Source organism: Pseudomonas syringae group sp. J309-1 (genome assembly GCF_032582135.1).
GTDB classification, from domain to species: domain Bacteria; phylum Pseudomonadota; class Gammaproteobacteria; order Pseudomonadales; family Pseudomonadaceae; genus Aquipseudomonas; species Aquipseudomonas quasicaspiana.
The window spans coordinates 192,786-205,348 of sequence record NZ_JAWHNU010000003.1 but is presented as its reverse complement, the minus strand read 5'-3'; the positions used below and the strand labels follow the sequence as shown (position 1 = coordinate 205,348).

At 53.1% G+C, this 12,563-nt stretch carries 12 protein-coding genes; 4 read left to right on the top strand and 8 right to left on the bottom strand.

Annotated features, from left to right (window positions below; translation table 11 throughout):
- Positions 1-403: 403 nt before the first annotated feature.
- The 8 genes from RX972_RS03100 to RX972_RS03065 form a co-directional block, all read right to left on the bottom strand.
- Positions 404-2,143, bottom strand: a complete 1,740-nt coding sequence (locus RX972_RS03100; RefSeq protein ID WP_316872529.1) for a DUF4344 domain-containing metallopeptidase — start codon at positions 2,141-2,143, stop codon at positions 404-406.
- 106 nt (positions 2,144-2,249) lie between these two features.
- Positions 2,250-2,720: a hypothetical protein gene (locus RX972_RS03095; RefSeq protein WP_316872528.1), complete on the bottom strand. Its 471-nt coding sequence runs from the start codon at positions 2,718-2,720 to the stop codon at positions 2,250-2,252.
- Between the two features lie 474 nt (positions 2,721-3,194).
- Positions 3,195-3,587, bottom strand: a complete 393-nt coding sequence (locus RX972_RS03090; protein ID WP_027899961.1) for a hypothetical protein — start codon at positions 3,585-3,587, stop codon at positions 3,195-3,197.
- On the bottom strand, positions 3,581-4,255 hold the full coding sequence (locus RX972_RS03085; protein WP_316872527.1) for a hypothetical protein: 675 nt from the start codon (positions 4,253-4,255) through the stop codon (positions 3,581-3,583). The genes RX972_RS03090 and RX972_RS03085 overlap by 7 nt, the downstream gene beginning before the upstream one ends.
- Positions 4,256-4,351: 96 nt before the next feature.
- Complete coding sequence (locus RX972_RS03080; protein ID WP_316872526.1) at positions 4,352-6,016, bottom strand: DUF4344 domain-containing metallopeptidase; 1,665 nt, start codon at positions 6,014-6,016, stop codon at positions 4,352-4,354.
- 115 nt (positions 6,017-6,131) lie between these two features.
- Positions 6,132-7,028 carry a hypothetical protein gene (locus RX972_RS03075; RefSeq protein ID WP_316872525.1) on the bottom strand — a complete coding sequence of 299 codons (897 nt, stop codon included), beginning with the start codon at positions 7,026-7,028 and terminating at the stop codon, positions 6,132-6,134.
- A gap of 35 nt (positions 7,029-7,063) precedes the next feature.
- Positions 7,064-7,780: a DUF3142 domain-containing protein gene (locus RX972_RS03070; protein ID WP_316872524.1), complete on the bottom strand. Its 717-nt coding sequence runs from the start codon at positions 7,778-7,780 to the stop codon at positions 7,064-7,066.
- The gene (locus RX972_RS03065; protein ID WP_316872523.1) at positions 7,781-9,964 is read right to left on the bottom strand and encodes an outer membrane assembly lipoprotein YfiO; all 2,184 of its coding nucleotides are present in this window, start codon (positions 9,962-9,964) and stop codon (positions 7,781-7,783) included.
- Positions 9,965-10,290: 326 nt separating this feature from the next.
- On the opposite strand from RX972_RS03065, the gene RX972_RS03060 reads away from it, so the two are divergent.
- From RX972_RS03060 to RX972_RS03045, 4 genes are all read left to right on the top strand, one after another.
- Entirely contained in the window at positions 10,291-10,590 is a 300-nt protein-coding gene (locus RX972_RS03060; RefSeq protein WP_152525143.1) for a hypothetical protein, read from the top strand.
- A gap of 58 nt (positions 10,591-10,648) precedes the next feature.
- The gene (locus RX972_RS03055) at positions 10,649-11,125 is read left to right on the top strand and encodes a DUF6393 family protein (RefSeq protein ID WP_316872522.1); all 477 of its coding nucleotides are present in this window, start codon (positions 10,649-10,651) and stop codon (positions 11,123-11,125) included.
- A gap of 114 nt (positions 11,126-11,239) precedes the next feature.
- Positions 11,240-11,614 (top strand): histone-like nucleoid-structuring protein, MvaT/MvaU family, encoded by a 375-nt coding sequence (locus RX972_RS03050; RefSeq protein WP_027899953.1) that lies wholly within the window; start codon positions 11,240-11,242, stop codon positions 11,612-11,614.
- A gap of 190 nt (positions 11,615-11,804) precedes the next feature.
- The gene (locus RX972_RS03045) at positions 11,805-12,119 is read left to right on the top strand and encodes a hypothetical protein (RefSeq protein ID WP_122395320.1); all 315 of its coding nucleotides are present in this window, start codon (positions 11,805-11,807) and stop codon (positions 12,117-12,119) included.
- Positions 12,120-12,563 lie beyond the last annotated feature (444 nt).

Below are 12,563 nucleotides of genomic sequence, written 5' to 3'. Positions count from 1 at the left end.
AAAAGAAACAGGATTGAGTTTGATGATCTCTTGAAAAGTGCTCTGAAGGGGCATGGAGCGGGCTCTGATCGACGGAGCCCGTTTTTTATTCTCGGTGGACGGACAAGTCAATTCCTTAACTGACTGGCATTAGGGCTTGCCCGCGATACTGGCGACTCGGTTTTATGGCCATACCGCGTCGTCGTTCATCGCGAGCAAGCTCAGCTCCCGCAGGTTGGTAGCATCTCAAGCTTATGCAAATCCTGTGGGACCGAATTCATTCGGGAAGGCGGTATTCCTGACGATACCGCTACATCGGATGTACCGGCCCCTTCGCGAATGAATTCGCTCCCACGGATTTGTGTTTGCAGGGAAACATAGAATCCCACGGGTAAAAGTCTCGGGACCGGTAGCTGAAAAATCACTACCGGCTCTGCGCATCCTGGCGATTGATTGAGTCGTTGGCGTCTTTCTGATAACGCGGCGCGAAGTGCGGCAGCAGTAACCGGGCCCAGGAAGAGACGATTTTGCTGGTTTCCTGAGGGCAACGCGCAGCTCTCGACTTTGGAAGCAGCCCTCGATCAACAATTGAGGCGTATTCCTGTGGATTACGGCCATACACCATGCAGAGCAAGTTGTAATACCGCTGTTCGTTCAGGGAGTGCTCGTCCGAGAATGCATCGTGGAGTGCATTGCCATTTTGCAGTGAGGCATTGTTTTTGAACCAGGTCGCGGTCATCGACAATACCCGGGTGAGCTGCTCTGGGGTTTCATCACGGTTTACATGCATCAGGATCATGGTCGCCGCCATTTGATCGACTGCATCTTCTTCCCGGCCGGTAGAAGGCAGGTTCAACAAGTCGATAAACGCATGCCCGGTTTCATGCAGCAGAATAAACCGCAGGTTGGACTTCACGTAATCGGTTGGAAAATCCGGGTCGTTGTTCGTATTCAGTTCATCGGCCTGACGCAGCAGGTAGTTAACCATCTCATAGCAGAGGAATACCGCCGAGTCTTTCGGGCTGTAGAACGCATTGACCATCCCGCACTCCATGGCCACATAGTGCAGAGGGCGAGGCATCATGAACATGCCGTCCATGGCGTCAATTTCTACGTTACCGACCAGCAGGTCTGCCTTGCGTGTGAAACGATAGGCTTCTTCCAGCCGTGCATCACGAGGCGCCTGATACGTATAGGAGAACCGCGTGCCCTTACCGTCCGAGACATCGGTTTTTTGCGCGTTCTGTGCGGCAGGTTGCTGCTGTGCGGGTTGTTGTTGTTGTTGTTGTTGTTGTTGTTGTTGCACAGGTTGCTGTGCGGGTGGTTGCGTATTGGCGTTGTTCTGAGGCGGGTTGCCGCCGGACTCGTTTTTCGCAGCCTGAGCCAGCCCGACAAGGTAGGAATAGTCAGGCTCTCTGTTTTGGCGAGGGGTATCGAAGGGCTCGAAGCTGTTTGAAATCAATACCGAGATCGCCTGCATTTCTGCATCCCGGCTGCCGCTCCAGACCAGATCATAACCACGGACTTCGCCACCACGCTGTTCATAGCGGCTGTAGTATTTGCCGGTGCCGCGATCACCCGCGATGATGAACAAGCTGCCTTTTCTGAACGAGTAAGTCACGGTGGATTTACCGTTGCCGGTCAGGTCGTTATACAACGTGTCGATGGCGTCGGGTTTGACCCTATCAATACGTAATAGCTGGATCGAAACACTTCTGTCTTCGGAGTCAATATTGACGAAGTTGGGTTCCGGGTTAGTGGTCCTGGTGAGCAACTTTGAAGGGTAGGCCAGCGTCACGCCGGATTTGGGCTCGGTGATAGTCGTCCAGCCATACTTCGTGCGGTTATTCAGCGCCATACCACCCAGATGCACGGCGAGGTCGGCATTGAGCATGCCGGTGCCAGGTTGCTTGTATTGCTGCTGAACAGTTGCAATGGCGTCCCGGGTGCCTTTGCCGAACTGACCATCGATCCAGCCGTTGTAAAAACCGCCCCAGACCAAGCCTTCCTGGATCAGCTTTCGCTCATCGTAATTGAGCGAGCCTTCGGTGTTGTCGGCATTCTGGGTGGCGTAGGGGTTAGCGGGGGCGGCGACACCCGCGAACACACTTGCAGGCTGCCAGCCCAAAGCTGCAACGGTCGTGATGAATGCCACGTGCAGCATTCGATTTTTCCAGCTCGTCGAGGAGCGTGTTTCTAAGGTCCCTATCATCAATGGAATAGCCCCTGAAGTGCGCTCGCCAGATTAAGTAAGTTCGTCATCGTTCAGTTCAGTTCTCAGGCAGGGCTTCATAGCCTTCCAGTGCGTAGCCTTTGATACTCGTGCCCGTCAGATGAGCGTCATCGCACCTGTAACTTCGCCTTTCGTAACTGTAGGAAGTTCGTATGCTACTCATATTTATATCGCGCAGCAGCCGTCGGAATTGCCAGCCTTCCTCAACGTCATAAGTCAGGTGTTTGTCATCAATGGCAACCACACCGTTGGAGTAGATCAACGTCTGCCTCGATCCGTTATCACCGGGCAAAGGCTGCGGATCGGCTTTCTGCTGATCGATTCGCCAGGTCGCCTCAAGGAAAGCACGGCAGGCGGCAGCGCTGGGCAACGTGCGGTCTTCGAGCGTACTCGGCGGCAGTTGCCCGCTGGCATGGACGCCGGCGGGCAGTACCAGAAGTACAAGTGACACCATGAAGCCTGCTGAGGCTTTACGAGGTGTTGTTATCCAGACGGATGCAGTAGCCATACTCCGTAGTTATCCTTAATTGCTGCACTGTCGACGGCTTCTAATGTCGGCCGCGAAATCACGCTGTCGGCAGAAATAGCAGAGGTTGGTTATTAGCAATTTACGGGGAAACGATAAAATTCCAATAGCACATCCGTACTATAGGTGTCGCGATAGCGAGTGTGCTAACAACTAACTTTGACGAGCGTTGTTTCAAAGGCATCAAAGATTCGGACATGCTCAGTGTGCCTCCGGCCAGGCATCTACCCAACCCCATAAGGTCCAGGGACTGATGTGCAGTTAAATTTAAGCGGGCGCCAGTTCCCCTTTTAAACGGGGGGGGCTGCAGCCAGACACGCCGATCCTGCTCTAAGTTCTTCAACGCTATCGACATTCAAGAGTGTACTCAGCCCGGCGCTTAAATTCCCTGGATCCGCAAGACGGAAAAGCAATCGTTGCAAGGCCGCTACGCAGCGCAACAAGAGCGGCGGCAATTCACTTGTCGGGTGGCGTCATGTGTCGTCCGCAACCGCCCTCGGAATCAGCTTTAAGGATGGTTTGATCTGGAGCCACGTAGAGCGTGATCTTGCAGTCCACATTTGTCGTTTCGTCGGCGTAATAATTGGTGATGTTTCGAACACCACCACTCACGTTCTCACTGCTGCCTTTGTAGACCGTATCGGTTTCCCAGTGTGATTCAAACCAGACGAGGGTAAACACGCCATCAGGAGTCTGGTCCATCTGATGGGGTCCACCCCACTTTTTATAAGCATCCTGTACGTTGCGGCCTTCCCACGCGGAGCGTGCCATCAGCTCTGGAACAGAGGCGCAGGCACTGATCAACGTTATGCTCGAAAGCAATAAAGGTTTGAGCGCACGAATCACCATGTCGGGTTCTCATCAAATTTGCGGGAGTCGTACTCCATCGCAGGCTTCAAAGCCTTGCCGAAGTGGGCGTTTATCATCTTGACGGAGTTACTGCACGCTTCTGGATCCCGATCGTTTTGTGCCTTTGCCTTGTCAAGCATGGGACCCATCACATCGAGTTCTTTCGACAGGTTTGCGCACGCGGTTTTCGTACTCATCTTTCCCGGCTCGGCCAGTTGCCCTTCACACTGTTTGCCGAGTGCATCGAGCTTTCTGAAGTCAACACGAGCGCACTGTTTCGGAATAAGTTCATCAAGTTGCGCAGCTTGGAACCTGTTCAACGTTTGCATGGCTTTGTCCATATCGCCGCTGATCTGATCCATCACTGTTTCGCGGCAACCATTGCCACGCTGGGCGGCTGTCATGCGAGCGGGTTCCTGCTGCGCCTGAGCGATCACTTTGGCAGTCTCTTCACGCAAAGAACCGCAGGCCAGAGGCTGGGCACCGGATTGCAATTGACTGTCGCAAGCTTTGGTCAGGAACGCGACAGTATCGGTTTTAACCCCTCCACACTGCGTAGGGGCGTAAGCCGCAGCACTATTGGAGGGTTTTGGCGGTACACCTGCGCATGCGGAGAGAAAAACAAACACAGCGACGGGCGCTACAGTTTTGAGTGTGCTTGCAGTCATTAATCAAATCCTGACGGAATTAGGCTAATTGAATTGCGTAAATCCAATCAAAAAATAGTATTTGATTGGATGACGACTATCCATAGCACACGTGTGCTATTGAATCATGCGGGGTTCGGCGGAATCATTAATGGTTTTCTGATTACGCGGCGCGAAGTATGGCGACAGGAAGTCCACCCACGCGTCATATTTCCTCGGTGCATCCTCTCTGCAACTTGCTGCTCTGGATTCCGGAAGCAGCCTCTGATCGATAATCGATGCGAACTTCTTTGGGTTGCTGCCATAAATCATGCACAGCACGTTGGAATAACGTTCCTCATTCCAGGCGTGTTTTTCGGAAAAATAGTCGCGGGTGTAAGCCGGCTGCACTGACGGATCGGCTTTGAATCCGGCCGCGTTCATTGCCAGCATGTGCGTGAGTTCTTCAGGATCGTCCTCATTTTTCATACCCAGCAGGATCAGGGTGGCGACCAGTTGATCAACAGCTTCTTCGACGTTCATAGGGGGTGGCAGTTTCAGCAGGTCAATAAGTGCATGGCCTGTCGCATGCAGCAGAATAAGCTGCAGCCTGGCCTTGATGTATTGAAGCCGGAATGCCGGATCCTCATTGACATAGAGGGAGTTAGCCTGGCGGAGAAGGTAGTCGACCATCTCATAACACAGGAAAACTGCAGATTCGTCTGGGTTGTAATCCGCGTCCACGCGACAAGGTCTGGCGATATAACGCAAAGGATGCTGTGTCATGAACATCCCATCCAGCGCGGTGATTGCGATGTTGCTTCTCAGCAAGTCAGACTTGCGTGCCACGCGATAGGCGTCTACAGCTTTCCCACTTGTGAACTCCTCGTAAGAATACGAAAAGCGCGGCCCAAGCCCGTCGGGAGTCGCTTCCACCGGGGCTTGCTGTTCGAGGGGTGAAGCCTTGGTGCCGGCGGTTTGTTTTTTTATTTCCCGAGAAAGCCCCCCCAGATACGGGTAATGAGGAAACTTTATCCCGTGAGGTTTAAGAAAGGGGTCTGATGTCCCGAGCGTGCCGAACGCGAAACTGTTGGCAATCAAGGGGGATAGAATTTTCATCTCTGTATCACGCTCGTGGAACCATACCAAGTCATAACCACGAATCTCATCCCCTCGTTGCTCGTAACGGCTGTAGTGCTTAACAGCACCACGCTCCCCGGCGCTGACAAACATGTTCTCGTTCTTTTGCTTATAAGTGATGTTTGACTTCGAGTTTTCAGTCGTTTGCTTATAAAGGGCGTCAATAGCGTCAAATTGGACCCCAACCTGATTGACCATCTGAAGCACTATTTTCTTGTCGTCGGAGACGAAGCCCATCGCTCCGGTGCGTGGGTCGGGGGATGCTGCGAGTAATATCTCCGGGTAGGAAAGCGTCACGCCCGTCCTCGGGTCGATATAGGTTTCCCAGCCGAATTTATTTCTTGAGTGTTGGGCTAACTGGTAAAGACGCGCGGCTATTTTAGTACTCAGCCGACCCGTTTCGGGTTGTTGGTACTGTTTCTGGATTACCGCAATAGCGTCACGCGTGTCCTTTTCAAAGTTGCCATCGATCCCGCCAGTATAAACCCCGCTCCAGATCAAGCCTTCCTGAATGATTTTGCGCTCATCAAGATTGAGCAGGTTTTCAATATCATCCGTCGTCTGAACAGGATAGGGAGGCGCGGGTGCTGTCGGCGCGGCAAGTGCGCCCAGCGGCTGCCAGAGGAACGCCGATGCTGTGAAAATATAGGCCAGATGAAGCATATGATTTCTCCAGCGCTTCGAGGCACTGCTTGCAACAGTCAGTATCGTCAATGGATTGTTTCCTTTGCTTCTGCAATGGCCTGCTAATCAGGTCCGTCGTTCGTGGCGTATGACCTCAACGAAATTCCGGATAGTCCTGAATCAATCTGGCCTCCACGGCATCAACCAATGCATAGCGCTCCACCGATTTCATCTCCTGCACGAAACTCCAGGGCGTGTCGATGAGGAGGTGGCCCACGGTAAAATCGGGGAGACCTTTTCGACGACGCAGGGCCTGAACGGCAAGCAGCTCGGCGGGGAAGCAGCGATCCAGCGTGGCGTCAAACTCATATCTTTTCCGGTCTGTATTTTCTTTGCTCCGGCTGATATGAAAGTCTGCCGCCTCTTGCATGACGGTGGTGAAGGTGGCTTGATCTTCGCTTTGCCAGTGCTCCAGCAGCGCCCGGTAACCGGGTACAAGCGGCTCTGGAGCAATGAAATCCGTTTCGATGTTGAACGCCTGGGAAAACAGACCAATCAAGAAAGCGTCGCTCGTGCCGCGTTTTATTCTGCGCATCTCACGCATCGTGTTAATGCGCTGATCTTTCTCGGCCATTTCGATAAATAAACGGGCACAGATCTCGGCGTGATCCCACCAGGAAAACATCGCCGGACTGGCAGCCCTCATTCCGTATTTAAACTCTCTAGGCCAGTTCCCCAGATCCTGACGCATATGGCTGTACATGCCGTCCCAACGCAGCATCAGTGTCCTCAAGGAGGCTGCGCGTTGAAGCGTACGGCTGAGCATTGGCCTGTCGCCGCGAAGAAATGCGTCACAGCTGGCCACATCATAGTAATGAGCCAGGCTGTCCAGATGCAGTCCCGCCTTGGCGTGAAGTGGGCCAGCGGTATCGAGGTAGCCCTGGACAGCGGCTGTGAAATTCTCGTGTTTTCTTTCAAGCCTGGCGCGTTCAACCCACTCACTACAGTCCAGTGCCAGGCGTTTCAAGGATGGATGGATGTGGCTTTGCATACGATGTCGCCCCTGATCTGGCAATGTAAGTGTGCTCACTGAGGGTTTTGCAGAAACACCACATACCCCAAAAAACCAGGACTACGCTCCAGATAACCGGGCGCATTCCACTCACCGCCCTGAATCAGTCCTACTTTGAAAGGCAGCCCCAGGCGACTCAGTCGCGGCAGATAGGCTTTGTAGTCTGGAATGCTGTGCCTGCCCTGATACGTTTGAACCACTACCTCATCGATCACGCCTTTGAGCTCGCCGATGACTGAAGTGTCCGCGTTACTGCTCCAGTCCATCAGGCCAGTGATACTGAGCCGATAGTTTTTGGGCAGGCGCTGTCGTAGATCGCGCAGAAATTCCACGTACTCGCCGAGATATCGTGTACGGGCGTCAAAGTCGACCTGTATGCCGACAACGTTGTTACCAGCCTGCTGCCATCGATTGAGCTGTCCGAGCAACTGCGTGTAGACAGAGTCCGGCCAACGCAGGGTATGTGCACGATAAACAATCCAGAGCTCTTCCTGAGGCAGCCTGGAGACTGGCATGCCCTGCGCGACAAAATTCACCCGTTGATGGCGCTCACTGCGTGAACTGCTGATTTGTCCTTGCAGCACATACAGTGTTTGGGCCTTGGCGAGCACGTCTTGCGATGACACGCCTCCCCATAGCCAGAACGCATCATAGTCGTCTGCCTTGACTGCGGCAGATGCCGTAGCAACTTGCAGCAGGCTGACCAGGGTCAGCCATAACAGGGTGCGCATTTACCAGTAATACTGTTGGGATTTGGCCCAACGGGTATCAGCAAATTCCTTCTTGAGGTCCTGGAACCAGAATTTACGGACTTTGGGTTCTACATCCTCTCCGCCACAGCTATTGATACCCGCCGGGCCGTAGCAATTAATCCCGCGGTAAAGCGCATAAGCGACGTCTGTGTGACTGGCCTTTGGATTGTTGATGACCGTTACGTAAGCGTTATGCCGTGAGAACGACTCGCCCGGGAAACTCGAGGGACCGCTGCCCAGCACGCCATCAGTCAGCTTTTCATTCAGTGGCGAGTCGTCCAGATGGTTACGCAGCATGAACTCACCCATGCAAATCAAACCCTGGTCGTCACGTGCGTCTTTCTCCAGTACCGCCGCAATCTCGGCGATGCTCGGGCAGCGGTAACCGGACTCAGCCTTTTCACCGTTCCATTTGAACAGTGCCAGTGACTGGCCCTGATCATATTGATAGCCCAGGCTGTAACTGAGCTTGGTGTCAGGTACTTGATCAGGCAGTTGTTTCAGGTCCTTGGCAAACGCTGCGAACTGACCGTGCATCAATTGTTTATAGAGCAGCAGGAAGAGGGCGGTGTCGCGTTCAGTTTTGCTGATCCCCTGAGTAACCTGTTGACGCAGCAGATCTGCATTAGCCGATTTGGCTAGCAGGATATACCGCACTTTCTCGTTCTTGATCGGCGAGTCTGCGCGGAATGCATCGGCTACCTGACCGCTGCGCTCATAGTTCATCGCCAACACGAGTTGCAGTTGCTCTTGCTGCAAAGGCAATTTGGCCTTGCTCAACAATTGCAGCCAGAGTTGCTGTGCGGTCTTGTCATCCTTGATGGCCTCCAGCGCCAGGCCGCGCAAGACTTGCTGGCTGAACGCGACATAGCCAAGCGTGTCAGGCACCTCGGAAGGTAACAATTGCAGCGCGCGATTAGGGTTTTTTTCGGTGTAGAAGGCGACCGCTGCTTGCAGATAGCTGAAGAGTGCGGGCTGTTGAGCAAAAATGTCTTTCTGCTGAAGCAGTGCCGGTTCGGTCAACGTGTTCGATATGCCCAAGCGCATCCACATCAGGTCATTGACCGCCGTGATCAGTGGCGAATTGACAGGCGCTTTGTTGGGCGTGATCAGCTTCAGATCCAGTTCGCGAATCAGCGCATCGTAAGCTGCGCTGTCGGCTTGAGTGACTTTGTCGATGTCGGCAAACAGCGCTTCATACTCGGCAGCGAGCTTGTTGGTGTCTTGTAACAGCCAGTGGATACGGCGCTGCAGCCCTTTGGCGGTGGCGGAATAAGTGCCTTTCGGGAGCGTTTGAAGGTACTTGTCGAAGGCCTCCTCGGCGCGTTGAGCTGCCGCTTTATCGACCCGGTCAGGCTTCAATTCGCCGTACTCGAAGGCCTTCTCCTGAGCCAGGTTCAACTCGCTGCGGCCGATCATGTACAGCGATGTGTCTTTCAGCCAGGGATTGGGATTATTCGCGAGCGACGTAAAGCCAGACGTGGATTCAAGGAACCGACCGCTGTAAAAATCCCCCGCAGCCTCCAGATAGGTCGCGAAAGATTTGCCTGCAGCGGACTGCAGATCCGCGGGCAACATGTTTTTAACTTGCTCTCGCTCCCAACTGCAAGCCGAGAGCATGCGCAACCGGCTCGTGCCCAGCGCAGAGCGTTCAGCAGGGGATAAATCCTGTGTGTTGACCAGCGCCTGAATGAAGTTGGCGGCCGTCTGTTCATTATTGCTTCGGCAACGACTGCCTTCACCGTCGACCAGTGTCGAGCTGGCAACCTCCGCCTGCTCGCGCTTGATTCCCAGGCTTGTCAGCAATGGATCAAGGCTCTGGCTTTTTGCGGTGTCCGAAGATGTCGTACTTTCATTCTCAGTGTCAGACGCGGGTTGAAGGCGATAGTAGGCGAAAGGCACCTCACCATAACCTTCTGCGATGTCATCTTTGCTCAAGGGCGCAGGCGTTAGCGGCAGTTTGCCGGAGTCTGCCAGTAACAGGCGCAAGTTGACGGTGCTGTCGTTACTGGGGCTGAGAAAAGGGAGATTGCTGCAAACACTGAATTGATTCTTGTTGACCGACCAGGTCGGTGCGCAGGAGTCATCATCACTCGCCTGAGCCTGGAAAGCAGTGATCGCACTTACAGCAAGAGCCAGAGTAGTCAGCAGGCGATGGTGCATAAAACATCCTTCATAGATAACTAACAGATCAGCGATGCCCATGAGTGGCATTGCGAAAGGGTATACCGAGGGCGCACACGAACAAATAGCACACATGTGCTATTGAAAACGGCCTGGCATGAATGAATTAATTGCTGCCATTGGCTACATCTTTTCGAAGTCCACCACTAAACGCGAGTCATGACAGGCGAGCAGGATCAGAAACCATCAAGGGGTTGTCCATGGAACTAGCTCCTGGACTGAACGTTAGAAGATTTTTTCGACATGCAGCTCTATACGGTTCAGGGGTCGTCATTGGAGTTTTCATCGTTCTGATGTGGGACTCGGTGCGTTCGCCATCTTTTCTGACTGATGGATTACCCACTTCATGGAACGGCGCGTCTGCGGAGTTTGACAGTCGTCTGCGCGCCCGTTTTCCTCTGGGTATGCCTGCGGGTGATTTCATTCGCGAACTCAACAAGGAAGGCTTCAAGCCCACGTGGTTTGAGAGTGCAGGTTATTACGGTGCTGTACGACGCGAGGGATGGATACCTTGCAGAGTGACTGCCAGGGTCCGCTGGCAGCCTGGGCCGGGCGATACGCTGGCTTATGTTGACGGCAATTATCGGGAAGAGGGCTGTCTGTAAATCCTGGTCAACAATGTTCCGGTAAATATCAGGTCAAGAATTACCAAGGATCCTCTTAATGAAGTACCCCGCGGTTGCAGTTATTTTGTTGGCTTTCTCCTCGCAGCATGCTCTGGCGCGATCCATGGATTGTGGTAAACCGAACCCGATTGCGACGTGCAAATCCGGTAGCCAGGATTGTGCCGAAGTCAGTCCTGAGTGGAGTGCCAGTTCGGGGGATCGGCAGGCAAACCTGAACGCCATGTTTGACGAGATTTACGCGTCGAGAAAACCGGTCGGGTTTGAGCAAATCGATGTCAGCGATGTGGTCACGCGATATTTTCCGCTGAATACCCACAAGGCGGCGCTCATCCAGGCATTTACGCCGTCCAGTACGTGGACGATTGTCGAGAATCTGCCCGACAGAGTTGTGGTTCGGGATAATCGGGGGCGGGCTATGGTCGACCCTGATGCCAGTTCCGTGATGATGACTTTCGTGTTCAGCAAGGAAAGTATGCTCAGCCAGGTAAGTGCCGTTCGTTTAAAAAGCCAGTAGGAAACCCGGCTGAGTACAACCGGTTGCCACAGAGCTTAACGCTATACCGCGAGTGAACCGGCTTTCCTCGGTTTGCCCGCCCAATTCAACCTCCAATACGTGACGGAGTTATAAATGTCCAAGCTTGCAGAGTTTCGTTTGCTGGAAAGAAAATTGGCCGAGCAGCTTAAAGAGCTGGATGCGCTGAAAGGCGATGAAGGGCTAAAGAAAGAGATCGAATTCGAAACAAGATTGCGCAACCTGTTGGCTGATTACGGATTCAGCCTGAAAAATGTGGTGGCGGTGCTTGATCCCCATGCTGCAGCTCCCCGTGTCAAGGCTGACAAGCCTGTCGCCGAGCGCAAAACCCGCAGAGCACGTGTGATCAAGGTGTTCAAGAATCCTGAAACCGGCGAGGTTGTTGAAACGAAAGGGGGCAATCATCGCACCCTTAAAGAGTGGAAAGCCAAGTACGGTGCAGATGTTGTGGACTCTTGGCTTGCCAACTGATCTGAATAACTAAACAGCTGATAGTGTGCCGGGGTGCGACCGTATGATTTCTTATGCATGAATCCCCGGCCTGTTCTTCGGCACGTCTTGATTGCTTTATTCCCTCCCATAGCACATGTGTACTATTTTTTAACTGACTGGCAGCGGGTATCGTCTGTTTTTATCGTTATCGCTTTGGAGACGGAACATTATGTTCAAAAAAATCGCGCTGTCGTTTGTTATTGTTTCGAGTCTGGCAGGCTGCAATGTCATTGCCAGCAAAACCAACGTACTGGATGACGAGAAGGTCAAATCGATTGGCGCCGGCGCTTTGGGTTATGCGCCAGAAGATTTGACCCTCGTCAATCGTCGTACCGATGGCACTAATACCTACGCCAACTTCAAGACCAACGACAAAAAAGAATTCGTTTGCATTATTAACGGTGGCAACCTTCTGACCATGGGCATGACGAATCCGCCTTCATGTTCGAAAAAGGGTGAGCCCACCAAGCAATCGCCTTACTGATCTCGGCAGTCACTTATTCAATTTTAATCCTGGGTTGATCTCGGTGTATGGCACGGATGATCAGCTCGGGTTATTTTCAGCGCTTGACGAACATCGTTCAGCAATACTTAGGGACCCATACAGCTGAACGCAAATACACGGCCTGCAGGGTGAATATGACCGTAACTCCAAAAGCAGAAACCTAGGCTGTGGCTTTATGGGGATGGGTAACACTGGATCGCTGCACAAGTGGGGGATTAACTGAGGTTACTCTCAGTCAGCCTGGTCAATCGGCTTTAATCAAACAACATGCGAACTACTGGATTGAAAGCATTTTCTGTAGGAGCTGCCGAAGGCTGCGAAGCATTTCTCCTTGCAGACCGCGATCGCAGCCTTCGGCAGCTCCTACAGATCGCAATGTTTGCGAGACAGCGCGGTGTCATCTAAACCCTTCAGGGCTGAAGT